The organism is Desulfovibrio sp. 3_1_syn3, assembly GCF_000145315.2.
GTDB classification, from domain to species: Bacteria; Desulfobacterota; Desulfovibrionia; order Desulfovibrionales; family Desulfovibrionaceae; genus Desulfovibrio; species Desulfovibrio fairfieldensis.
In genome coordinates this window covers 2,104,726-2,128,828 of record NZ_ADDR02000001.1, presented here as the reverse complement: position 1 = coordinate 2,128,828, position 24,103 = coordinate 2,104,726, and the positions used below count along the sequence as shown (strand labels likewise).

Genomic DNA, 24,103 nt, shown 5'->3' with positions numbered 1-24,103 from the left:
CGCGGCGTAACTGTAAATTATATAACTTTAAAGTATTGTTACACAAATTTTCCAAAAACAGTGCGAGGTTGTACAGGCATGCCCTCCATGGAAGAATTGCATGAAGATATTAAATACGCCTTTTCCTGTATTGACGCTTATCTTGACTCATTTCCGCGTGAACGCGTGCGAAATGCCCACATCTGCGAAATCGGCCCAGGGAAGAATCTTATTGTCGGCCTGACTTTCAAAAGCTTGGGCGCGGCACAGGTATATGTGGCGGACAAGTATTTCAAACCATGGTCCGACGACTACCATGCGCCCCTATATCGGGCTCTGGCAGAAGCCGTCGCCGCGCGCTGGTCTGGCGCCGATCAGAAAGTGTTCCGACAATGCCTGACGCGCGGGGAACATTGCGCTGACGGCATACAGCCAATTGCCGAGGATGCGGAAACGCTGAAAAGCATCCCGGACAACAGCATTGACTTCCTTTGTTCCTGGGCGGCTCTGGAGCATCTATATAGTCCACCTCAAGCCTTTGCTCGCTTTGGGGCTATCACAAAACCGGGAGGTTATGGACTGCATCAGGTGGATTTCCGGGATCATTTTGACTTCAACCGGCCGCTGGAATTTCTGCTGCATCACTATCGCTGGAATGAAAAACCTGATGCGGAAACTTTCGCGTGGATGGCGCGGCGCATGGGCCAGAGTGTCGAACAGGCACATGCCAACGGCCTTGTCCGCCGGGTATGCGGCTACAACGGCAACAGTTACCGTCGCATCGACTATGATGCGCTGTGGCGGCAAAACGGCTTTTCCATCACGGCGTTTGACCACAATATGAGCGCCGGCGCTGATTACCTTGACGATTTCGAGCCTCGGCTCAGGGCGTCGACCACGCGGTGCCGCAATCTTCCGCGCGAGGAACTGGATGTCGTCAGTGGACGGTACGAGGTTCAAAAACGGTGACGTACGGTTAGGGGGGCTTTGGCGTTTCCGATATCTCTATGACATGAATATCCCTTTGGCGCCCTTCCAGGCAACGAGACCGCAAACGGTCTGCCTGTTCCGGGAAAAGAGAAGAAAGGAACAATGAGCGACAGATTCGAATTCGGCGAGAATTGGAGCAAGTTTATTGCTCAGAATCTTTCAGAAGATATCGTGGCGCAATCGGGAACAGCGTTACGCCGCTTTTTGGGTCTGCCCACGCTGAAAAACCTCAGCTTCCTTGATGTCGGCAGCGGCAGTGGGCTGAGTTCTCTGGCCGCATGGCGTGCCGGTGCGACGAACGTCATAAGCTTTGATGTTGACCCTCTGGCTGTACAGACAACGCAAAAATTACGCTCATATGCCGGGAACCCGGAAAACTGGCAGATCATGCAGGGGGATGTCCTGGACGCCGCCTTCATGCGTGCACTTCCAGAGTTCGATATCGTCTACTCTTGGGGAGTTCTTCATCATACGGGACACATGCGCGAGGCTGTCCGCAATGCTGCGTATCCTTGCCGCAAGCGAGGGCTGCTGGCTCTGGCGCTATACAGTTATACCGCCTACGCCAACGGCTTGGCCAGCGGGCTGCCGGGTCCCGAGGAGTGGCTTGAGATCAAGCGGCACTATCTGCACGCGAGAAAGCTACGCCGCCGCTTGATGGAACTGGGCTACCTTTGGCGCTGTCATTGCGCTCCGGCAAGAGGGAATCCGAGAGGCGTCGCCAAGGGGCTGGCCGACATATGGCGATGCTGGCGCGAGTACGACAATTCAGGACGGGGTATGAGCTTTTGGACCGATATCCGCGACTGGCTGGGCGGCTGGCCCATGGAATTCGTCCATGAGGATGAATTATGCCGACAAGTGTGTGACGGTGGAGAATTCTCCTTGGTACGCATGAACACGGGAGAAGGCAACACAGAGTTCCTGTTTCGCCGTTCCGGTGCGGAAAAGGACAAGATTGATGCGGAGAGCCCGGCGAGTTTGGTATGGGACAACATTCTTTCCAGGCGGCAAAGCCTGCCGCTGCAAAAACCATTCTCTCATGTGACCGGACAGATGTTTTGCGCCCCTCTCCCCGCGCTTGCCGCTGACGGAGGCATTTCTCGTTTACGCCTTCTGGAAGACGGCAGTTGGCTTTCTTTTGCCAATGCTCCACATGCGGCGATCGCTGCGGAAGGCAAAGGACGCTATTCATCCTGGTATGGAACCCTGTATTTCAGTACGTCCGACAACACGGATCCCAACAAGAACGGACGTGAATACACCTACTTTATGGATCAGGACGACGCCATAAAAAATCTTTGAGCAGAGCGTTGCCACACTATTTTTCCAAGCGGGAAAGACAGTCAGGTTCGGGTAGGGACTGCAGAAAAATGCGTGCCAAAATGGTGGCAGCCGTATACCGCCGTCACGCGCTGTGGATGACAAAGGACTGAGCGATGAAAAAAGTTTTTATTCATATAGGATTACCAAAAACAGGAACAACGGCGATTCAGACCTATCTTGATTCGCATAGAAGATCTCTGGAAAAAGCGGGATACGACTGCGTGCCGATAGAAATGTGCCATAACTTTGCCATTTCATTACTGGCAAAGAGCCTTAACTGGGATGATTTTTCTTCAAAAAATGAAAAAGATAATATTTTATATCTTTATGACATATTTTCATTGTCAGAAACATATTTAAAACATCATTTAAGTACAGCATATATTAATGATATAAAATATTATATCGAAAATTCAAAATCAGAGAATATTATTCTTTCAAGTGAGTTTTTTTCTTATGCATCTGTGTATGACATTTTACAAAAAAAATTTAATAGTTTAATTTTAAATATATTTTATAAGGTGCATCTTTCATTTATTTGTTATATCAGAAACATTGAAGATCTGGTAGTAAGCTTTTATAAAGAAATAATTAAAGAAGGAATCAACGCTATCCCAGAGCAAAATTCAAATATCCTCTATACACCGAAGGCTGACTGGATTTTCCCCAATTATATATCAGGGCTTGCCAATGGACATTTCAGCAATTTAGTACCGGAGACAATAGTAGACTTCTACACGGAGATATGTGGAAAAGAGAATCTCATTATAAAAAAATATGGCGACAGAGCTTCAGGCTTTGATGTCGTTTCAGACTTTTTATCGATTTTTTCCCTGCAGAAAGAAGAAAAATTTCAAAAGTCCTATCCGATTAACCCAAGTCTGACAAAAGAACTCGCAGCCTACCGTGTTGCGTATGGGAAGGATGATTCTCCACCTGCTGAAGATATTGGTTTTCGAAGCTGTCTGGCGCGTATGGCGTTGGACCATCTTGGAAAAATTGACCCGCAGACCTCGTCACGGCTTGCGGAGAGCGCCGCAGCCTTGCACCGGCGTTATGGAGTGGATTGTTCTTTTTCAGCAGAAACATTGCATAAACAACTGAGTGCGTCTGTTTCTGATTTTGAACTTTTTGTCTGCACGGCGCTCGGCAAACTTTCCAAGCAGAATAATGCCATATTACGCCATCTCCATCAGGAAACCCTTGCATCGCCGCCGGCTCTTTTTTCCGACGATTCCATCTGCCAAGTTTTTTTGTCTCCTGTGCCGGACAAGTATACATATCAAAGGCATGTGGGCAGAATATTCGATAGCCGCTGGCTCACGAGCGGGGGGCCATATGTGCAAGAGCTGGAGCGCGCCCTGACGGACTTTCTGCAGGTGCCTTTTGTGTTATGTTGCGCCAATGACTCCCTGATGCTGATGCTGGTCCTGGAACTGGAGGAACTGGCTGGGAAAAAGATCGCCCTGACGCCCTGTGCCGCACCACGCGTTCTTTCCGTGTTACGCTGGCTACACTGCAGGCCCGTATTCGTCGATATCAACGAAAAAAATCTGAGCATCTCACCAGCGGCCTTGCAAGAGGCCCTGGCACGGGAACCGGACATTGCCGCCGTCATTGCCAGCCATGCTTTTGGCATCTGTTGCGATGTGGAAGCATTGTCCGGACTTTGCCGCCAACACGGCGTCAAACTTATTTTTGATGCCGACAATGCTTTTGGGGCCAACCTCCTCGACCGGAGCCTTCTGGATTTTGGCGACTATGCGATTTGCAGCCTGCACGCATCACATAGCTTCCACGCCGTGGAAGGAGGCTGCATTGTAAGCCACACGGTCCAGGCTCAAAAAAGACTTGAACAATTGCGTTCCGGCGGACAAAGCGGAACAGCGCACCAGTGCTACGGTATAAACGCGAACATGAGCGAACTGCACGCTTCCTTTGGTCTGAGTCTGCTTTCATCTGTTCCCGCTGGTATAAAGCAGCGTGCGGCAATAGTGGCCTTTTACGATGAAAATCTTTTTCGCTGCGATAAAGGGTTACGCATGCCCTCTACCCCTCTTTATTTTCAGAGCAATTATGCCTGTTATCCTGTCATAATGCCGAGTGAAGCTGCGCTTAACGCTGTTGTTCAGCGCCTTAACGCGAAAAATATTTTTCCCAAGCGTCCTTACAGTCCTCTGTTGACGCAGCTGCCATATCTTGAGAGCGAATTATACCACTCCTGCCCTATCGCTGAAGATATCAGTGCCCGAATTCTCTGCCTGCCTATTTTCGCTGAACTGCCGCAGTATCGTTTGCAGACAATTGTTGAAATTATGAGAGCGAACCAAATGCAATGAGGTAGTCTGCCATGCAAAAAATCTATTTGGTGTACAGCATATGGGATGCGGCATACTGGTCGACTGCATACTTTCTCCAATCGGCACGTCAGGAATTTTCCAAAATCAATCTGACTTATAATCCATATTTTTTGCCGATTTCTCAGGTATGGGGACATGATGCGATCACACAGCAATTAAAATGCTATTGGTTCGGAATGCGGAGTCGGGCCGGTGCTGACTATCTGCACGCCGTGGACGCCATTGTGACCTCGCACTTGCAGCAACTTGATGCAGATGCAGCAAGCGGACGGAACATACTCGCTTTTTGCGGCTCCCCCCATCCTGACAGTCTGCCTCTGTTTTTTAGCCGGCTGGCGATGTTTCCGCATCTGAAAGCCTGTGAGTTACATGTAGTTATGCTGCTTGGCCGCCAAGACAGCGAATTACGTACGCGTTTTCTTCGTAACTGGAAAAAACGATCTCCCGATAAAATATATATGCTGCAGCTGCGTGAAGACGGACGCCATCGCATGGATGAAGTCTACAGTATGCTTATGCATCATTGTGGCAAGGAAAATTGCCATCTGCTCCTGCACCAGTCTACCGACCCCCACATGGTGGAGCCGCAACTTCTGATGCAACTGTCCAGCGCGCTGGGTATTCCGGAAGATGTCGCCCCAATCCCGTCGAACGAATTCAGCTTTCCCCTGTCCGCGCCCGGCTTGGACATGTCGCGGGCTCTTTTCGGCTTTCCCTTCAGCTTCAAGCAAAAACCGGTATGGAAGCGCGATGACTTTTACCGCATTCTGCGCAGCGTTGAACAAAAAGAAGGATATGCACCTGTCCCCTTCATGCCTCGCGAGCACGCCCTGGACCTGCTGAGCAAGTGCGTGCCCGGCAATACGCGTCTGGCCGAAACTTTGGGTAAAGAGACCCTCTTTGCTTCTCCCCATCCGCTGGACACATTACCGGATATGCCCTCCACTCTGCCTGAAATGTCTACACAACAGTGCCGCACCTTTGTCAGCGCTTTTTCTTCTGAATGGCGGCAGGCTTTTTTGCGTTATTTCCGGGATCAGAACCGCCCTCTCCATTCTGTTGAACACAGACTTGCCAGCGTACTGGAAGAGTATAGGCAACGAAATCATTCCCAATCGCCTTATACATGGCCACGCACAACTTCCCCCGTCGCGGTCTTGACATTATGCAGGAATCAAGAAGCATTCATTGAACAATGCATGGAAAGTGTCACTGACCAACGCTGCAAGATACCCTTTGAGCATATCATTGTTGATGACAGCTCGAATGACGACAGTGCCTCAATCATTGATAACTATGCTTCACGCCATGCCCATGTCCGCCCTATGTATCTTTCCTGTCATGCCGCGCATGGAGAAAATGTACAGACTCTGTTTTCCCTGTGCCACAGCACATATGTCGCTCTTTGCGATGGCGATGATTACTTTACTGATCCGTACAAGCTGCAAAAGCAAGTCGATTTTCTGGACATGCATCCTCAATGCTCCCTCTGCTTTCACCCTGTTGATGCCATTTATGAGGACGGCTCCCCATCGCGGGTTTATCCTCCGGAAAATCTTTTACCAGGGGGCGTACGTACATTCTATACGGTCAAAGACCTGCTCTTCGCCAATCTGATTCAAACCAATTCCGTCATGTATCGCTGGCGCTTTCGAGATGGGCTGCCGGACTGGTTTGACCCGTCGCTTATCCCCGGTGACTGGTACTGGCATTTACTACATGCGGAAGTCGGGCTTATAGGCTATCTTCAAGAGCATATGAGTGTCTATCGTCGGCATGCCGCCTCTCTCTATGCTTCTGCCGAGGGCGATCATGTAGATCATCGTAACCTACATGGTTTGGAAGAATTACGCATGTACAATACGTGCAATAAACATTTTTCCAATCGCTATTACAAAGATTTTTGCAGGCTGGCTATGGGAGTGTTGACGGACTTCGTACATATTTATGCCAAATCTGGAGATGATACACTGCTTCAGAAAGGGTGCAAACTATGTCCAGAATTTGCCCGTGATTTCTTGTCACAGATAAGAATAGACAGCTGACCCCTACGTGTATTTCCCCAATAATACATTACAATTCAAGAAAATTTACTGTCCACACAACTAATATAAAACCATGCCACACTTTTCACCTTGGCTGACAACTCTATTTTTCATTAAGAAGTTATGCCTGATTATGAAAAAGAGCAAAACGTGAGTCTAGAAGTTATTTTGCGCAAAGGCGACGCGGACACATGGAGCCCGCGCCCAATGCCTTCTGCGATATGGTCTGCATGGCTTCTTCAATTCATTGGCCGGACTTTGACGCGGCGGTGAAAGAATTTCGGCTTATCCTCAAGACCGGCGAATAGTTCGCCTGCCTCTAGAGTCTGTAGTCACGATATTGACGCCCAAATGAGTGTTGCTCCATCCACCAAAATCAGGTGGAAGGTCTCTCCATGGCACCCCCGTGCGCATAATCCAAAATACCGCATTGATGAAAGTTCGATTGCCATATGCTACCCCCCCCAGCTTCCTTCTCGTCCAGGCAGGTGCGGCGAGAGCTTCTTCCAAACTTCATCTGAAATATCATGCCGTCTGTGTGCTGGAGTTGTCATAGTTCACCTCTGTTGAGGCAATATGACATAAAATTAAATTCTAGAAAATCTCGTGACTACACGCTCTAGGGGCTGTCTCTAAATAAATTATTGTAGCCAAATGAGGCAGACTGCCAGCATGACCGCAGCGTTAAAGGTTATGGCAAGCTTATCATATCAAGTAGCAATTCTGTGGAAGGATTTAAGCTTGACAAAGAAACACTTAACGAGATGACGTCCCTTGTAAACGTGAGTGTCATACTCGCGTTGAACCAACCTGCCTGGCATTGGAAGAATTAACCACAGTATAGTTTTGATGTTCCACCAGAGCGAGCAATTTATTGGCATCATAAGCTCTGTCCGCAAGAAGCTTATTCGCCAATAGACCTTCTATCAGGCCACATGCAGGAACAATGTCATTTACATTTCCTGCCGTGAGATGAATACGCAAAGGATTTTGGTAGTTAATCCTATGCTACACCCAATCTCCTGATTGAAGTACCCCCTTTACGCCGGTAAGGTAGCATAATAATTATGGCCTCGGGGTCTGCGTTTATGGATAGCATGAGCAGGAGCCATCCCATACCTCAAGTTTAGCCCATTCAAGGAAGCGTTTATGTACCGTTCTCCAAGGCCCAGACTCTGGATACAAGTCCCGCCAGGGCGCTCCTGTTTTTCATGATCCGCAGGATGTTAAACATCAGGTGGTCATCCTTACGCTTCCGACCTCTGGTTTCAGTGCTGGCCTTTGTCAACATAGGCCCAATTATGGCCACTTTTCGTCTGAAATGTCGTGTCTACTCATGAAAAACAGCAAAGCAATAGAGCGACGAAAAGTCTAAATTTTATTTAGAGACAGCCCTTAGAGCCAAAATTTGGAGCGTTTGCTCTTGGGAAAAACGAAATTGCTCCAAGGGCTGATGGTGCGGCCGGAAAGAGAAAAAGACGCTCTCTCAACCCGGATACGCCGCAGACCGCCGGTTTGCGCCTTTACCCCAAAGGCATCCGCCCGGTCTGTTGCGTCCATGCCGCCCGCCTCCCCACGGAGTCTCGCGGCCAGGGCTGAGAACTTCTTCCAATGAAACGGGATTACTGGGAATTCAAAAGCAATCGTCATGCCAAAAACACGATTTTAAAAATAATTGTGATTTCAACAGATAAGAGAAAAAGCTCACAAGCGGAAAAAGAGAGTATTCAGAAAAATCTGACAACTGTCATACTATCATGACAAAAATACGCAAAAAACAGAGCCGTGAACGCGTAACGCGCCGTGTCGGCACGGCGCGTTACGAACAAAACGGCGAAGTCGCCCAATCAGAAGAGCGTGAAGGGATAAAGACGGCACATCACCCGCCGCCCGGGATTTCGCCGCTTATTTCATGAACGGCAACCCGGCGAGCATTTTCTTCAGGCTGAGGGCGTCCCAAGGCATGTACTCCGCGAAACTCATTCCGACGACATCAACCCGCGCGGCAATATTCTTGAGGATTTCGGCCACGTCCTGAATCCCGACCTTGCCCCGCTCCGATTCGATATGTTCTTTCACGTTGGGGTTACTGAACAGGAGCGAGCGGAAAACGGTGGGATCAAGCACATCAAGGTCCAGGTGGATGGCCACCCGTTCAAAGCCTTTGTCGCGAATCCACCTTGTCACCGCGTCTCCAGAGCCGGTCATGTCCCTGCTTGGTATGGTCCTGATGCCGTAACGGTCGATGGCCTCCCGCTCGTGGGGGAAAACCCCGTCCACACCCACCAGGAGGACCTGTTCCGCGTTGTAATGTTTCTTCACTTCAGCCGCCATCAACGGTTCACCGCCGCCCAGAAGGTTGCCGAGCACCATGGCGTGGGCGTGGTCAAAATCCTCGGGCGTGGTCACATCAGGGTGCGCGTCAATCCAGATGATGCCGAGTTTCCCCGCGTAGCGTTCGTTCAGATAGGAAAACGGAGCCTGGCTGATGAGGCAGTCGCCTCCGAAGGTAATAATGCGGTCGGGCGCGTATGCCTCAATAATATTTCCGGCCGCCCGTATCTGGCGCAGGATTTCCCTCCGGTAAAATACGCCGCCCTCCTTGACCGGTTCAGCCCCTGTCCAAGGCTCGACGGGCACCTCTACAAGCGGCGCGTCGCTTTGCGGAGCCAGCCAGGCCAGCAGCCTAGCGCCCAGAGGATATATCTGACCGGGAAATTCCGATTCATCGTAACCGCCCTGCCACTGCGGCATCAAAAGCCGTAATGTCTTCATTCTGTTTTGTTCCCTGCTCATGCGCGAACTCCTTTCATGATTGCTGTTGGGGGCAAAGAGCACGACGGACCAGCGTTTCAAAGACGTTCAGGTGGTTTTGAAAATCAAAGTCGGGGTCGTCGGCGGTTCTGGCGATAAGTCCGTCCACCAGGGCGTAGAGCCAGACCGAAACAGCCTCCAAATCCAGGTTGCTGTCGATTTCTCCCGCCTTCGCCGCTTTCCGGAGCAGTTCGACAAAGACGCGGCGCATGGCCCTGTCGCCGGTGGCAAAGGTTTCGCGCACCGCTGGATTTCGTGCGGCCACGGCCAGGATTTCCGTCCATAAGCGGTGATCCACGGGAAAGCCCACGTCCCGGATGCAGTCCGTCATGACGCCGATAATGCCGTTGAGATACGGCGTCACATTTGACGCCCGCCTTGCTTTTTCCGCGCCCTGGGCATGCTCTTCCTCAATCATGACCTTGAAGAGAGCGTCCTTGCTTTTGAAATGCACGTACATGGTGCCTTGCGCGATGTCGGCCCGTTGCGCGATGTCCGAAATCGAGCAGCCGGAATAACCCTTTTCCGCGAAACAACGCGCGGCCGCCGCCAAAACCTTTTCCCGCGTGTTCTGTTTTTGCTCTTTTCTATTTGCCATGTTCGCTTCCAAATTGAATGAATATTCGTTCATTTAATACAGATTCCCTGCCGTGTCAAAGCTGAAAATGAAAAAAGCCTCCCTGACAGGAGGCCATACAAGCAAAATCTTTCGACGCAAAGTGAATCAAGGCTGCCCCAAAGGGGCACCCGCCGGGGCTGGCACCCTCTGCTGCGGCGCGCATGCCCTTAGGGCTTTGCGACATGTGTCGCTTGATGCGACGCTAGTCTTCCAGATCGGGATGGTAAATGACAAAACGGTCACGGCCCCGCCGCTTGGCCTCATAGAGGGCCATGTCCGCTTTTCTATAGAGCTCGGCGAAGGTTACGCCGTCCTGGGGATAGCGGGCGAGCCCCAGGCTGCCGGTGATGCTCAGGCCCTCGCCGTAGTCCTTGGCCGCCGCTCCGCGCAGGACCCCCAGACGTTTTTCCAGTTCCGGGCCGCCGGGGATATGCGGCAGAAAGACCACGAATTCGTCGCCGCCGAGCCTGCCGCAAAGATCGTTACGGCGCAGCACGGCCCGCAGGGATTCCGCCACTTCCCTGAGAACCTCGTCCCCGAACTGATGGCCCCGGCTGTCGTTGAGCAGCTTGAAGTTGTCCAGGTCCAGCATGATCAGGCCATGTTCGGCTCCGGTCGGGCCCTGGCGCAGCAGTTCCGTCACCCGGCTGACCACGGTGCCCCGGTTCAACAGCCCGGTCAGCGCATCCAGCTCGATAAGGCTGCGCAACTCCAGGTCTTTCTTCTTCTGCGCGTCAATGTCCTTGACCAGAATAAAAGCCTTGACGTCCTTGGTGAAAGGGTCCGGAATGAGCTGAATGCTGGCCACCACCCAGAAGAGACTGCCGTCGGCATGGAAGCGCCGGTGTTCGATCTGTATTTCGCGCTGGCCGCTGTAATATTTCCCCAGCAGTTTTTCCCGGTCAAAGCTACTCAGATACTCCGGCAGGTCGCCCTCATAGACATAATGGCTTGAAATATACTCCACCGTGCCGGAAAAGGACTTCACGTCTTCCGGAAGCGCGCCGGAGTTGCGGCGCTCGTTGCCTTCGTAAATATTCTTGGTCAGATTGAATTCATAATAGCCGATGCTGTTTTCCTGCTGATCCTTGAAGGTCTGGATCCATTTCTGGTAGGCCAGCTCTTTTTCGTGCTGTTCGGTGACGTTTTCATAGGAAATGATTGAGCGCTGGGGCTTGCCTTCGGCGTCGAATATCAGCGTGTACCTGCCCGTGAACCATTCAAAGCGGCTCCCGGTCTTCAGCTTCACGCTGGCGCTGCCGCTGGGGATGCCCTGCTGCATGGAATGATAAAAGTGGAGCAGACTTTCAACGCTCTCCACGGCCACAAGGCCGTTGGCCACGAAACTTTCGGGCACATCGGGCATTTCCGTGGGCACGCCCAGAACGGCGGCGGCGTCTCCGGTCTGGAACAGGGTATGGCTGACCGGATCGTACACGGCCATGATCTTGTCCGTGTGCTGAAAGGCGATACGGCTTTTTTCCTCGCTGAGGCGCAGATCCTCTTCCATCCGCTTGCGCAAGGTAATATCAAAGAGCACGCAGGTCAGGTAGCCGGGTTCCGCCGGATCATGGTGGCAGCGGACCAGAACCCAGGCCAGTTTTCCGGCCCTGTTGACAAAACGGTGTTCCAGTTCAAAGGCCGCGCGGCCGCGCGCGATGCTTTCCCGCACCGTGCTCCGGATCATCTCCAAGTCCTGCGGATAGCTGTACTTTTCCACGCTGGTCAGGCCCAGTTCAACGGCCTCGGCGGGCGAGCAGCCCATGATGGAATAAAAATAGGTGTTGGCGTAGACAAAGGACATTTCTTCGTCAGCGGTCACCCGGCAGATGCCGCAGGGCAGGGAATTCATCAGGCTCTGCAACTCCCGGCCGCGCCGCTTGACCTGCTCCCGCAGCGCCACTTCCCCGGTCATGTCCAGGCAGACGCTGACGGTGATGGCCTGTCCGTCCCCGGAGACGGTTTCCCTGCCCATCTCGCGCAGCCAGACCGTGCCGCCGTCTTTTTTCAGAACCCTGTATTCCGCGCTGAACTCCCGCCGCTCGCGCGCGGCCTCGTCCACGCTCTTTTGCACCAGCTCCCGGTCCCCGGGATGGATGATTTCGGCATAACGGCCGCCGGTTTTTTCACAAAATTCCGCATAGTCATAGCCCACATAGGCCAGGAAGGCCCTGTTGACGTAGATCAGCGGATAGTCCGGCTCCGCGCGGCAGATCACCAGGGCGCTGCTGAGCCCGTCGCCGCTGATCCGGAAAGGGTTGCCGGGCCCGGCCCGGCCGGAGGTAAAGTCAATGTCCAGTTCAGCAGTCATGATCCTTCCGTTGCCGGGCCTCGTCCCCGGCAAGCCAGTGGTTCAGCTTTTCCCGCAGCTCCCCGGGGTCCAGCGGTTTGCTGATATGATCATCCAGGCCCCCGGCCAGGCTGCGCCGCACGTCCTCCGGCGTGGCCCCGGCCGTCATGGCGATGACGGGAATGCGGCTCACGGCTCCGGGCATGGCCCGGATGCGGCGGGTGGCCTCCAGGCCGTCCATTTCCGGCATCTGGATATCCATCAGCACGCAATCGTAACGCTCCCGGCTGATCAGGTCCAGCGCCCGTCGGCCGTTTTCGGCCACAGCGCAGTCCACGCCCAGACGGCACAGCAATTCCCGCACAATTTCCTGATTGATGGCATTGTCCTCGGCCAGCAGCACACGCTTGCCGGGCGGCAGCGCCTCCAAGGGTCGGCTTTCGGCGTCCGGGCCGGGCCGGGCCTGCGCGGCCAGGGCCAGGGGCAGCAGAAAATGAAAAACACTGCCCTTGCCCGGCTCGCTCTCGCACCACAACTTCCCGTCCATCAGCCGGGCCAGTTGCCTGCTGATGGCCAGGCCCAGGCCCGTGCCGCCGAAGCGGCGGGAAATGCTGCTGTCGGCCTGGGTAAAGGGCTGGAAAAGATTCTCAAGCTCGCCGGCGCTGATGCCGATGCCCGTGTCCCTGACCATGAAGTGCAGAAACACGGCGCCGTCCCGGCAATCCGTGCCCACATCCAGGCTGATGCCGCCTTGGCTGGTGAACTTGAGGGCATTGCCCAGCAGGTTGATCAGCACTTCTGTGATGCGCAGGGCGTCGCCCCTGAGCCAGAGCGGCACGTCCCGGGCCAGATTGACCGAAAAGGAAAGCTGTTTTTCGTGCACCTGGGCGCTGAGCATGGCCCGCAGATTCTGCACCAGTTCATCCAGGGCAAAGTCTTCCTCGCTGATATCGAGCTTGCCCGCCTCGATTTTTGAAAAATCCAGGATATCGTTGATAATGCCCAGCAAACTTTTGGCCGAGAGCCTGATTTTGCGCAGATACTCGCGCTGGCGCGGCGCGGGATTATCGTCCAAAGCCAGATAGGTCATGCCCAGAATGCCGTTCATGGGCGTGCGGATCTCGTGGCTCATGCGGGCCAGAAATTCGCTCTTGGCCCTGGTGGCGGCCTCGGCCAGCTCCTTCTCGCGCTGGGCCTCCAGCACGTCCGTGACGTCCATGGCAATGGAAAGACGCACTCTGCGGCCGTCCTCCCAGCGGATGAGCCGGTCCACAATGGTGTAGGTATGGTTGGACAGGGGATTGACGTGGACCCAGTGGTGGGGGCTGTCCGGATTGTCCCGGCCGCGCAGGAAGGCATTAGTGCAAAACGGGCACGGCGCGTCCAGGCCTTGGAAGCGGGCAAAGCAGCGCTGGTCCCTGCCCGGACGCAGTGGGAACTGTTCGTTCAGGGCCTTGTTGGTGAAAAGCACCTCGTAGGTATCCATGTCGGAGATATAGACCGGCTCCACAAAGGCATCCAGAATATCGGCCAGCTGTCGGCTTTTGCGGGCCAGACCGGCGCGCTGCCTGAAATTCAGGTCCGCGCCGCACAGCACATTGGCCACGGCCACGGCCATGTTGACCATGCTCTCGGTCCAGCTCACATGGCGGTTGCAGATATCCACCCCGAAGAAACCGTTCAGCGCGCCGTCATGGCGCAGGGGCACGGCCAGAAGCGAACGGATGCCCTGAAGCAACAGCAACTCGCGGGTCCGGTCATGGGGGACGCGGCGCACATCCTCGATACGCAGGGGCCGCCCCTGCTCGAGATCGCTCACGAACCAGCCGATCTCTTCGGGCGGGATATTCTGAAGCGCGGGCGACTGCGGCGGGACGCCTTCGGCGCACCATTCGTAGGTATTGTGCCAGAGGCCGTTGTTTTTCCGGAAAAGATAGGCCCGGCTCGCCTCCAGACACTGCCCCAGCTCCCGCAGGGCGTTGTTGAAAAAAACATCCCGGTTCTGGCTGACCAGGGCCTCGCTGGAGACTTTGGCCAGCAGCAGGGAAAACTTCTCGGACGCGGCGGCTTGCGCAAAAGCCGCACTTGTGGTGTCGGACATGTTTTCTCGCTCTCGTGAGTTCAGGCCGAATGCCCGCAAGCGGGCATCCGGCGGCAAGGCTACGTGGACAGACCTTGCCGGGACTTCAGCATGTCAAGTTCAAAATGCCATCAGCTCCGGAGCGTGTGGACAGCACGTTTCCGCAGCCGCGCCTTCAACGCGCCTCGCGGCGCAACACCTCCAGACCGGCCTGGGCAGCGCCCCACAATCCACTGTTTTTATTCTCAACCAGATAGATGGGCACGGAACGGATCAGGGAGGCGAACTGCGGGGTGGTGTACAGCTCCCGCAAAAAATAGTCGCTGGTGACGCAAAGGGGATTGCGGCTGGCAATGCCGCCCGCGATCCACAGGCCGCCACGGCACAGGGTAGTCAGAATCCAGTTGCGGCAGGCCCGGGCATAGAAGCGCGAATACCAGCGCAGGGTGGGGGTATCCCGGCTGAGGGCGCTCTCGCCCACTTCGCGGGCTTCCAGAGTTTCGCCGCTGAGATAGCGGTGCAGCAGGCCAAGCCCCCTGCCGGTGAGAATGTCGTCGCCGCGCGCGAAAGGATAGCCCAGTTCCCGGCAGACGAATTTGTGAAAATCATTTTCCTCGTCGCCCACAAAGGGAAAGGAGGCGTGCCCGCCTTCGGCGGCCACCGGCAGCCAGCCGCCGCGCCCGTCATGCACCAGGGAAGCGGTGCCCAGACCCGTGCCCGCGCCCAGCACGCCCCGGCTGGCCGTGGGCGGCACCTCAGCCTGCTCCGTGGGCCTGACCACGCAACGCGCCTGCTCCCCGATTTCCGTCAGGCAGCCGTAGGCTTCGGCGGTAAAGTCATTGATGACCAGAGCGCGGGGAATGCCGTAGCGCTGTTCCAGGCCCGTGAGATCCACGCGCAGGGCGCCGTTGGTCAGGCCGCCGCGCAGGCCGTCGCTCACCGGCCCGGCCAGGCCCAGAACAAGCATGTCCGCCGTGCGCAGGGGCGTTTCCAGCTCGCGCTCCAGGGCGACAAGCACCATGTCCGTATCCAGCAGGCCCGCGGATCTGATCCAGACCACCCGCTCCTGGCGGAGACGGCCCTGATCCAGGCTGAAGGATGCGAAACGGCAATTGGTGCCGCCGATATCGGCTGCGAGAATGCGCTGCATGGGGTCTCCCGGCTGCAATGCGGTCAAAGCGGGCGGAACAGGGTTCGGGCCGGATTTCGTCAGGCTCAGCTCCTGTCCGAGCCCATCCGGCGTACCAGATTGGTGGTGCTGCACCCGTCCACCAGCCCGGCCAGATGCACGCGGCCGCCATATTCGCGCACCAGCTCCGCGCCCACCACGGTTTCCACGGTATAGTCGCTGCCCTTGACCAGCATGTCGGGCCGCACCCGACGGATCAGCTCCAGGGGCGTGTCCTCGTCAAAAAGAACCACCGCGTCCACGCCCTGCAACGCGGCCAGAAGCAGCGCGCGGCTCTGCTCGTTCTGGATGGGACGGCCGGGGCCCTTGAGACGGCGCACCGAGGCGTCGCTGTTCAGACCCACCACCAGGCGCTCACCCAGGGCCGCGCACTGGCGGATCAGGGAAATGTGGCCGGGATGAAGCAGGTCGAAGCAGCCGTTGGTGAACACGATGCTCGCGTTTCCGCGCCGCCACTCCTCCAGTTTTTCTAGCAGGCCGGGCAGGCTGTACAGTTTGGGATTGTCGGCGTTCTCGCGCAGGGCCAGGTTGAGTTCGCTCAGGGCCACCGGCGCGGTGCCCGGCTTGCCCACAGCCACACCGGCCGCCGTATTGGCCACGAGCGCGCTTTCCTCCCAGTCCAGGCCCTTGGCCACGCAGGCCGCCAGAGTCGCGATGACTGTGTCGCCCGCGCCGGACACGTCGGCCACCTCGCGCACGGCGGCCCGGATGTACCGCGGCGGCCTGTCCGGGCTGAACAGGGCCATGCCCTTGGGGCCGCGCGTAAGCAACAGGCGCTCCAGGCCGTGGCGTTCGCGCAACGCGGCGGCCAGGCGTTCCCGCTCCCGCTGATCCGGGCTATCGCCCGCTTCCAGGCCGCAGGCCAAGGCGAACTCCGCGCTGTTGGGCGTCACGCACTGCGCCCCGGCATAGCGCCGCCACTGCCCGCCCTTGGGGTCCACCAGCACGGGAATGCCCCGCTCGCGGGCCGCCACGATGACCGGCGCGCACAGGCTGTGGCCGTCCGGGCCGTCCAGCAGCACGCCCTTGCCGTAATCGGAGAGCACCAGCGCGCCGCAGCCCGGCAGGCGTTCCAGAACTTTTTCTCGCAGCAGCGCGCTTTCCTCCGGCCGCGGCGGGACGATCTCTTCTTCATCCAGGCGCAGCAATTGCTGCCCCTGGGCAATGATCCGGGTTTTGCGCGTGGTGCTGCGCGCGGCGGAATACACAAGGCCGTCGCCGATGCCTTCGGCGGCCAGTTCGCGGCGCAGGGCCTCTCCGGCCTCGTCGCGGCCCGCCAGGCCGACCAGTTCAACCCCGACGTCCAGCCGGGCGAGATTACGGGCCGCGTTGGCCGCGCCGCCCGGCACGGTCCAGCGTTTCCGCACGCAGGCCACGGGCACCGGCGCTTCCGGCGAAATGCGCCGCACCCGGCCGGAAATGTAGTGGTCGAGCATCACATCGCCCAGCACCAACACGCGTACTCCGCTAAATTCCATAGCTCATTCCTGTTCCCGTGGATTGCCGACATGCGGGCGGAGCCGGTTCAGGCCCCACGGATGGCCCGGCTGAAGAGCGCGCCCAGGGGGCTTTCATCTTCCTGCGCATCCAGCAGGTCATGGATGCGCGTCCGGGCCGCGCCGCCCAGACGGCGGCGTTCCTCGGGATCCCCGGCCAGGCGTTCCAAAGCCCGGGCCAGGGCCGCCGCGTCATTCCGGGGCACCACCAGACCGCTTTTTCCGTCTTCCACGGCTTCGGTCAGGCCCGGCAGATCGCTGACCACCACGGCCAGGCCAAAGGCCATGGCTTCCGCCAGGGCCGAGGGCAGGCCGTCCACATCGCCCTGGCTGGTTTTGCGCCCCGGCGAGACGAAGATGTCGGCCTTTTTATAGAAATCGGCCATGTTTTCATGCGGCATCTGCCCCGTAAACTCCACCAGCCTGCGCAGGCCCAGACGCCAGGCAAGCCAGCGCAGCCGCAGGCGCTCCGGTCCCTGGCCCACGATCTTGAGACGGAAATCCAGCCCCTGGGCGCGCAATTGGGCACAGGCCCGCAGCAGGAGGTCATAGCCCTTGCGCTTGCTGATGGTGCCCACGGCCAGGATTTGCAGGGGCTGGGCCTCCTGGGCGCCGGAAGGCAGGGGAATGTCCGCGTCGTCCTCGGGCGGGGTCAGGGTCAGGGGATCGCGCAGCAGAATCAGCTTCTCGGCGGGCAGTTCCGGCAGCATCTCGCGCAGGGTCCGCAGGGTGGCCTGGGTGTCGCAACGCACAAAGACCGCCTGCGCCGCCTTGACGGCCCAGTCCTTGCCGGGCCGGGCCAGATCCTGGGCGCGCACGGAAAAGGCGAAAGGCACGCCCAGCAAACGCGCGGCCACCCAACTGGCCGTGGCTTCGCTGTGCGCGCCCGTGGCATATAGAAACTCGATTTTTTCCTCCAAGCCCCAGCGGGCCAGCAGGGCCCCGCAGCCGAAGGCCCAGAGATGGCTCAGCAGGCCCCGGCCCCAGCGGGAACGGGTGGGCAGATCGCGCCAGAGATCCCATAAGGAATGGGACGAGCCCCGCAACTGCCGGAACAGGGACGCGCAGACGGAGAAAAAATGCCACGCGCCGATGCGGCGCACGGCCAGCGGCAGGGCGTAGCCCTCGGGATTGCCCAGCAGGCCGCTGCCCCGGATGGCGTAAATGCGCGAGAGCAGACCCGCAGCGTGCAGGCGGTGGGCCTCTTCCATCAGGTTTTGGCCCGAGGCCTCGGGAAAACGCTCGGCCACCAGCGCGCCGCGCACCACCGGCGGCGGGGGCGAGAGCAGGCTTTGCGCGTCATGCTCCGGAAGCGGCGGCAGCTCATGGCGGCGGCAGTGCAGGATGCCGTCCTCAAGCGTATAGATGCTGTCGCAGTATTCGGCCATCTTGGGGTCATGGGTAACCATGACCATGGACACCCCGCCGGTGTGGCAGAGCGTGCGGAAATTCTCCATGATCAGGCGGCTGGTGCGAGCGTCCAGCGCACCCGTGGGCTCGTCGGCCAGCAGAATGCGCGGATTGTTGACCATGGCGCGGGCAATGGCCACGCGCTGCTGCTCGCCGCCGGACAGGCGGTTGCTGCGGTAATGCACCCTGGCCGAAAGGCGCACCAGTTCCAGGGCGCGGATCACCCGCTCCCAGCGTTCCTGCGGCGGTATGCCTTCATAAATCAGGGGAAATTCAACATTCTCAAACACCGTGGAGTGCTCGAAAAGATTGCTGGACTGCATCACAAAGCCCATGTTCCCACGCCGGAAGGCGGCGGTCTGCTCGCGGGTGAAGGTGAGCACATCCGTGCCCAAAATGTTCAGCGAACCGGCGTCGGGCGCGTGCAGCATGCCCAGAATGTGCAGCATGGTGGACTTGCCGCAGCCCGAGGGGCCCATGATGGCCACCAGTTCACCGGCCTGCACTTCAATGTTCACGCCGCGCAGGACCGGCGAGAACCCGGCGTAACACTTATATAAATCCTTGGCGACGATAACCGGAGCCATGTTTCACCTTTTATTCAAAACGCAGTGCGGTAACCACGTCCATACGGCTGGCCTGAAGGGCCGGATACAAGCCGCCGGCCACGCCGATGAGCGCGGAGAATACGATGCTGCCCAGACTGCTGGCGACCAGCAGGGGGTAGGAAATGCCCGTGCCCAGCGACCACGAACCGATTTCGACCAAGGTGACGCCCACCACAATGCCCAGAATGCCGCCGGCCACGGATTTGCACAGGGCCTCGGCCAGGAATTGGGCCAGGATGTCCGTATCGGAGCCGCCCATGGCTTTTTTGAGGCCCACTTCGCGGGTGCGCGCGCGCACTGCGGCAAAAGTGCCGTACCAGATGCCGAAGCCGCCCAGCATCAGCGACGCGGCGATGCCCAGCCAGAGCAGGGCCTCCACCCACATGAAGGTGGTCTTGATGCGTTCAAGCTGCTCTTCCTGGGTGCGGATGACCAGATAGGGCGCGGCCTGATGCTCGCGCACCACTTCCGGGATCAGGCGGATCAGGGGCGGCACGTCTTCCCAGCCGACGGCGCGCACAAACAGGCGCGTCACCTTGCCGTCGCCCCAGTTGCGGTCGATCATGGTGGTATAGGGCAGAAAGCCGCCCTGGCTCCAGCTGCCCAGCATCACGCCGCTGACCACGCCCACAACTTCAAAAACGTCCTTTTCCAGAAACAGCAGTTTGCCCACGGCCTTGTCCGGGTCACCGTAGAGATTGCGGGCGGCTTCGCGGCCCAGCATGCAGACCCGGCTGTGACGCTCCATATCCGCGTCGCTGAACAGCCGGCCGGCCGTGAGGGACAGGGAATAGACCTCGGCGAAATACTGGTCGATGCCGATGAAATAGACGCTCAACGAGCGTTCGCCCTCGCCGCGCAGGAGGAAGCCCTTGCCGTCGCGCACGTTGCGGCTGACCATGCCCACGCCCGGCAGGGCGCGCAGGGCGTCCACGGTGGCGGGAAAGAATTCGCGTACGGGCTGACCGGGGTACTGCTTGTCATCCATATAAACCTGGATGACGTTGACCCCGCCCATGAGCACCATATCCTGGCCCACTTTATACCGGATTTCGCGGCCCAGCACGGAAAGGGCAATAAAGGCGGTGATGCCCAGAGCAATGGACAAAATCACCCCGAAGCCGCGTTGGCGCACAACCTGCCTGAGGCTGACGCGAAAAAGGTCGGACATGGCGATCATAGCGCAACTACCACATATCCATAAGAAGACGATAAAAAACCGCGCCGCGCGGCCGCAATACCGAAAATCGGCCGACAAGCGTCAGTACAACACATCCATTATTACGCCGGGCCGGGACAAGTGTCAAAACAGCCGCCCGGAGCCCGGACCAATCCGTTCTCCGCACGTTGTTTTATCCCGCCCTGCGGGCATCAGGGGCTTGCGGCGTGCTCGCCGTTTGGGCCCCTGTCGCTGCTACCTTTATCCGTACGGCGGCCTTGCCGCCAACGGCTGAAGCCCGGCGCGGGCAGGGGCCTGCCAAGGGGCTGCGCCCCCTCCGAGGCCCTCTTGCCCCCCGGAACACCCCGCTGGACTGATTACGGCGTCAGCGTAAAGCGGGGTTTGTTCGTGCACTCCCGTCGCCCCTAGGCGCTGCCGCCGGGCCGACAAGCGCCGTATAGGCCGGAAGGTCGCTTCTGGACTTCCTTATCTCCCGCGAACGTGGTCGGCGCAGCCGACAAGTGAGCGGGAGCTGGTTTTGCGGGAATTTTGCAAAATTGGCGATTTTTTCGTGCGGGCAAGGCAGCGGCACGTTTTTGAGCGGAGCATACTCAGATATGTGAGCATCAAAAACGCGCTGATAACGCCGCCCGCGCGGAACAGGCGGATTTTACAAAGTAACCGCAAAAGTACACAAAGCCTGAAGCAGGAACGCTGCTTCGCCTCTACCTCGCGGTCAACGCCGCCGCACGCCGAGCACCGTGCCGCCCTGCCCCACAGTATAGGCCGTATCCCGCCAGACAATCTCCCTGGCGGGAATGGTGCGCAGATAGACCAGAACAAACATGCCCACCGCGCAGACAAAAGCCCAGAGCCAGCGCCCCAGGGGCACGGACCGGGGCAAAAAGGCCCGCCAGGGCCCCAGCGCAGCCGCCAGCGCGGCCAGCCAGAGCAGGGCCAGCAGCACGGCCGCCCCGTTGCCCAGGCCCAGCAGGCCGCCGAGCAGGGCCAGAGCCGCGCCCAGCGGCGGCACGGCCATCAGGACGGCCAGCACCCCGAGCAGCAGCCATTGGCCGGGTATGCAGAACTTGAGAAACAGCACCTGGCGTTCCATCCAGGCCCGCCAGACCGGCAGGGCGTGGTCCGCGGCCTCGGTGCGCAGCAAGGCCCCGGCGCACAGACGCACATGCACGCCCCGGCCCTGCAGCAGCGCGCCCAGGGAACAATCGTCCACCACATTATGGGCCCAGAGTTCGGCCACGCCGTAGCGTTCAAAAGCGGCCCGGCTCATGGCCATGGCCCCGCCCCAGGGCTGGGTGAAGGCCGAGAGGGCCTGCAAAAAGCGCATCAGCAGCACGCTGAGCGCATAGGCCAGGGTCACCGGGCGCTGGTCGCGCGGCTCCACCGTATGGTAGCCGGTGCTGAACGCCGCCTCTCCCCTGGCCACGGGTCCCACAAGGCAGCGCACGAAATCCTCTGCGGCCAGATGGGTGCTGTCGCAGAACACATAGACGTCCGCCGCGTCGCCCACGGCGGCCACGCCCTGCAAACTGTTGTGGTTTTTCTGGCCGCAACCGGCGGCCGGACCGGCCACAACATGCCGCAGGGCCGGGAAATCCTCCCGCAGCGTGCGGATCAGCCCGGCCGCCGGTTCCTCGGCCGTGGCCGTCACCAGCACCGGCAGCAGATCCGGATAATCCTGACGCAGCAGGCTGCTCAGGGCCTCGGTCATGCGCGGATGCGCGCCCGCCACCGGAATGATCATCGCCGCCTTGGGCCAGCCGCCCGGAGGCGTGAAACGGTTCGCCTCGCGCTCCTCTCCGGCCTTCCGGACCAGGGAACGCCCGCAACGGGCCAGAAGAAAGAGCAGGCCGCACTGAACCAAGGCCACGCAGAACCAGAACATCAGCATGGAATTACTCCTGAAATAACCTAGTCCGGCAGAGGCGCGCAGTCCCCGGACGCCAGCGGCACGTCCTGGACGCGCTTGCCTTCGAGCTTGATCTTCATGCCGTTTTTAAGGCTGATTGTGCCTTCCACCTTGTCCGGCGCGCTCAGACGGCCCTTGAACCTGTGGCCCGAGGAATGGGAGGCTTCAATGGCGTTGTCTTTCACGCTGCCCTCAAAGTGGTAGACATCCACCTGGCCGTTGGCAAGACGCAGATGCAGCACGCCCCTCACCTTGCCCTGGGCCGAAAAACACAGGCCCACCCGGAAGGTGGAGGTATACAGCGAACCGGTCCAGAGTTCCGTCACTTCCGCGGGCGCGTCCGCCGATGCCGCCGGAAGCGACGGGGACGACGACGCGGGGACGGCCTTTTCCCCGGCGGCCGGAGCCGCGGCGCCGGACGGGGATTCGTCGGCTAGGGCCGGGGCGGCCCCTGTCGGGGACATGGCCAGCAGCACGATCAGAACGCCTGTTGCCCATGACCTGGAAAAAGAAAAAAAGTTGTTCATGGCGTGTCTATGTTCCAGCTTGGGCTTCTCGCTGGCCGGCTGACGGCGTTTTCCGGCTGTGCTCCCGCCAGAGGCGCTCGAAAAGCTCCTGATGCGCGTCCACCATGGCCGTAAAGGAGAAATCGCGCTCCACGCGCAGGCGTCCGGCCCGGCCCAGAGCGTCGCCGGACTGCGGATCGTCCAGCAGGCGCAGGCAGTTGCGGGCCAGGGCCCGGTCATCGCCCGCCGAGGACAAGAAGCCGTTGCCGTTTTCCTCCACCAGACGGGGAATGCCGCCCACCGCCGTGGCGCAGACCGGCAGGCCGCAGCTCATAGCCTCCAGAATGACATTGGGCTGGCCCTCGCGCACGGAGGCCAGGACAAACAGCCGGGCCGCCGCGTAGTGTTCGCGCATGTCCATGCCGCCGGGGAAAAAGTCCACCCGCGCGCCCGCCGGGTGCTCACGCGCCCATTGCTTCAGGGCCCCCTCTTCCGGGCCGTCTCCCACAATGCGCAGGCGGGCCTCCGGACGGCTTTGCAGAATCAGTTCAAAGGCCCGCAGCAGGGCCAAATGATCCTTGTCGCGCGCCAGGCGCGCCACGCACAAGACCACCGGCTCCCGCGCCGAAGGGGGATTTTCGCCGGGCCGGAAAAAGTCCACGTCCACCCCGTTGGGAATGTAGCTCAGATGTCCGGCGGGCACGCCCAGGCCCTGGAGCGTCTGGAACAGGGCTTCGGAATTGCAGACCATATGCCGGGTCAGACGCCAGAGCCAGCGCTCGTGCTGGCGTTTGGGGCCGCCGCCGCCCCGGCAGGTGCCCACGACCACGGGCACGTCCAGCGCCCGCCCCCAGATCCGGCCCCAGATGTTGGGCAGGGCCGTGCAGGGCACCAGAATGTCCGGGGCGGCCCGCCGCAGGGCCGGGGCCAGGCGCAGAAAAAAGAAGGGGGCCGCGCTGCGGGACGCGCCCAGATGCGTCAGGCCGATGCCCGCGTCACGGGCCGCGCTGTCCAGATCCGTCGCGCCGGTGAGGGTGAGCATGGCCGGGGAAAAACGCTTCCGGTCCAGGCGGCGGGCCAGCTCCAGAGTCTGGCGCTGGGTACCGCCGAAACAGAGATCTTCCATGAGAAAAAGCACGTTCAACGGTCGCGTCATAGGGCTCCTGTGGAAAACGCGCGCCGTAACAGGTTACGGCTTGCGGTTGCCAGCATACTATGCATTCCGCGCGCTTTTGCAAGTCCCGGAGCAAGCGCATGAACAGGATGGCATTTTTTGTGTCCAGGACGAAAAAGAAACATGCT

At 58.7% G+C, this 24,103-nt stretch carries 15 protein-coding genes and 2 pseudogenes; 4 read left to right on the top strand and 13 right to left on the bottom strand.

Features of this window, described 5'->3' with window-relative positions; all coding sequences use genetic code 11:
• Positions 1-87: 87 nt before the first annotated feature.
• From HMPREF0326_RS08895 to HMPREF0326_RS16100, 4 genes are all read left to right on the top strand, one after another.
• A complete protein-coding gene (locus tag HMPREF0326_RS08895) occupies positions 88-948 on the top strand; it encodes a class I SAM-dependent methyltransferase (RefSeq protein ID WP_198005326.1) in 861 nt (286 codons plus the stop codon).
• 123 nt (positions 949-1,071) lie between these two features.
• On the top strand, positions 1,072-2,274 hold the full coding sequence (locus HMPREF0326_RS08890; protein ID WP_008684444.1) for a class I SAM-dependent methyltransferase: 1,203 nt from the start codon (positions 1,072-1,074) through the stop codon (positions 2,272-2,274).
• Positions 2,275-2,408: 134 nt separating this feature from the next.
• Complete coding sequence (locus HMPREF0326_RS16105; RefSeq protein ID WP_009302401.1) at positions 2,409-4,634, top strand: DegT/DnrJ/EryC1/StrS family aminotransferase; 2,226 nt, start codon at positions 2,409-2,411, stop codon at positions 4,632-4,634.
• Positions 4,635-4,645: 11 nt separating this feature from the next.
• On the top strand, positions 4,646-6,700 hold the full coding sequence (locus tag HMPREF0326_RS16100) for a glycosyltransferase family 2 protein (protein WP_008684447.1): 2,055 nt from the start codon (positions 4,646-4,648) through the stop codon (positions 6,698-6,700).
• A 351-nt stretch (positions 6,701-7,051) separates the two neighbouring features.
• Here the strand turns inward: HMPREF0326_RS16100 and HMPREF0326_RS16095 are convergent.
• The 13 genes and pseudogenes from HMPREF0326_RS16095 to HMPREF0326_RS08820 all read right to left on the bottom strand — a co-directional run.
• Positions 7,052-7,254: pseudogene (locus tag HMPREF0326_RS16095) on the bottom strand (transposase); the annotation flags it as partial.
• A gap of 532 nt (positions 7,255-7,786) precedes the next feature.
• Positions 7,787-7,897 (bottom strand): annotated as a pseudogene (locus HMPREF0326_RS17615) (hypothetical protein); the annotation flags it as partial.
• Positions 7,898-8,605: 708 nt separating this feature from the next.
• Positions 8,606-9,496 carry an arginase family protein gene (locus tag HMPREF0326_RS08870; RefSeq protein ID WP_008684452.1) on the bottom strand — a complete coding sequence of 297 codons (891 nt, stop codon included), beginning with the start codon at positions 9,494-9,496 and terminating at the stop codon, positions 8,606-8,608.
• Positions 9,497-9,509: 13 nt separating this feature from the next.
• Complete coding sequence (locus HMPREF0326_RS08865) at positions 9,510-10,112, bottom strand: TetR/AcrR family transcriptional regulator (protein WP_009302399.1); 603 nt, start codon at positions 10,110-10,112, stop codon at positions 9,510-9,512.
• Between the two features lie 223 nt (positions 10,113-10,335).
• Positions 10,336-12,444, bottom strand: a complete 2,109-nt coding sequence (locus HMPREF0326_RS08860) for a sensor domain-containing diguanylate cyclase (protein ID WP_008684456.1) — start codon at positions 12,442-12,444, stop codon at positions 10,336-10,338.
• Positions 12,434-14,524, bottom strand: coding sequence for a GAF domain-containing hybrid sensor histidine kinase/response regulator (locus tag HMPREF0326_RS08855; protein WP_008684458.1), 2,091 nt, complete (start codon positions 14,522-14,524; stop codon positions 12,434-12,436). Before HMPREF0326_RS08855 ends, HMPREF0326_RS08860 begins: the two co-directional genes overlap by 11 nt.
• A 154-nt stretch (positions 14,525-14,678) precedes the next feature.
• A complete protein-coding gene (locus HMPREF0326_RS08850) occupies positions 14,679-15,653 on the bottom strand; it encodes a glucokinase (protein WP_009302396.1) in 975 nt (324 codons plus the stop codon).
• A 65-nt stretch (positions 15,654-15,718) separates the two neighbouring features.
• Positions 15,719-17,170: a D-glycero-beta-D-manno-heptose 1-phosphate adenylyltransferase gene (gene rfaE2 / locus HMPREF0326_RS08845; protein WP_020990460.1), complete on the bottom strand. Its 1,452-nt coding sequence runs from the start codon at positions 17,168-17,170 to the stop codon at positions 15,719-15,721.
• 47 nt (positions 17,171-17,217) lie between these two features.
• A complete protein-coding gene (locus tag HMPREF0326_RS08840; protein WP_008684463.1) occupies positions 17,218-19,185 on the bottom strand; it encodes a glycosyltransferase in 1,968 nt (655 codons plus the stop codon).
• Between the two features lie 10 nt (positions 19,186-19,195).
• Positions 19,196-20,386: an ABC transporter permease gene (locus HMPREF0326_RS08835; protein ID WP_008684465.1), complete on the bottom strand. Its 1,191-nt coding sequence runs from the start codon at positions 20,384-20,386 to the stop codon at positions 19,196-19,198.
• A 715-nt stretch (positions 20,387-21,101) separates the two neighbouring features.
• On the bottom strand, positions 21,102-22,277 hold the full coding sequence (locus tag HMPREF0326_RS08830) for a glycosyltransferase family 2 protein (protein WP_020990459.1): 1,176 nt from the start codon (positions 22,275-22,277) through the stop codon (positions 21,102-21,104).
• Positions 22,278-22,297: 20 nt separating this feature from the next.
• A complete protein-coding gene (locus HMPREF0326_RS08825; RefSeq protein WP_008684471.1) occupies positions 22,298-22,822 on the bottom strand; it encodes a hypothetical protein in 525 nt (174 codons plus the stop codon).
• Between the two features lie 7 nt (positions 22,823-22,829).
• Positions 22,830-23,957, bottom strand: coding sequence for a glycosyltransferase (locus HMPREF0326_RS08820; protein ID WP_008684474.1), 1,128 nt, complete (start codon positions 23,955-23,957; stop codon positions 22,830-22,832).
• Positions 23,958-24,103: the final 146 nt, after the last annotated feature.

Excerpts from the sequence above, each read along its gene's own strand:
- HMPREF0326_RS08895 (WP_198005326.1), top strand. The coding sequence starts at position 88 with ATGGAAGAATTGCATGAAGATATTAAATACGCCTTTTCCTGTATTGAC.
- HMPREF0326_RS08890 (WP_008684444.1), top strand. The coding sequence starts at position 1,072 with ATGAGCGACAGATTCGAATTCGGCGAGAATTGGAGCAAGTTTATTGCT.
- HMPREF0326_RS16105 (WP_009302401.1), top strand. The coding sequence starts at position 2,409 with ATGAAAAAAGTTTTTATTCATATAGGATTACCAAAAACAGGAACAACG.
- HMPREF0326_RS16100 (WP_008684447.1), top strand. The coding sequence starts at position 4,646 with ATGCAAAAAATCTATTTGGTGTACAGCATATGGGATGCGGCATACTGG.
- HMPREF0326_RS08870 (WP_008684452.1), bottom strand. The coding sequence starts at position 9,496 with ATGAGCAGGGAACAAAACAGAATGAAGACATTACGGCTTTTGATGCCG.
- HMPREF0326_RS08865 (WP_009302399.1), bottom strand. The coding sequence starts at position 10,112 with ATGGCAAATAGAAAAGAGCAAAAACAGAACACGCGGGAAAAGGTTTTG.
- HMPREF0326_RS08860 (WP_008684456.1), bottom strand. The coding sequence starts at position 12,444 with ATGACTGCTGAACTGGACATTGACTTTACCTCCGGCCGGGCCGGGCCC.
- HMPREF0326_RS08855 (WP_008684458.1), bottom strand. The coding sequence starts at position 14,524 with ATGTCCGACACCACAAGTGCGGCTTTTGCGCAAGCCGCCGCGTCCGAG.
- HMPREF0326_RS08850 (WP_009302396.1), bottom strand. The coding sequence starts at position 15,653 with ATGCAGCGCATTCTCGCAGCCGATATCGGCGGCACCAATTGCCGTTTC.
- rfaE2 (WP_020990460.1), bottom strand. The coding sequence starts at position 17,170 with ATGGAATTTAGCGGAGTACGCGTGTTGGTGCTGGGCGATGTGATGCTC.
- HMPREF0326_RS08840 (WP_008684463.1), bottom strand. The coding sequence starts at position 19,185 with ATGGCTCCGGTTATCGTCGCCAAGGATTTATATAAGTGTTACGCCGGG.
- HMPREF0326_RS08835 (WP_008684465.1), bottom strand. The coding sequence starts at position 20,386 with ATGATCGCCATGTCCGACCTTTTTCGCGTCAGCCTCAGGCAGGTTGTG.
- HMPREF0326_RS08830 (WP_020990459.1), bottom strand. The coding sequence starts at position 22,277 with ATGCTGATGTTCTGGTTCTGCGTGGCCTTGGTTCAGTGCGGCCTGCTC.
- HMPREF0326_RS08825 (WP_008684471.1), bottom strand. The coding sequence starts at position 22,822 with ATGAACAACTTTTTTTCTTTTTCCAGGTCATGGGCAACAGGCGTTCTG.
- HMPREF0326_RS08820 (WP_008684474.1), bottom strand. The coding sequence starts at position 23,957 with ATGACGCGACCGTTGAACGTGCTTTTTCTCATGGAAGATCTCTGTTTC.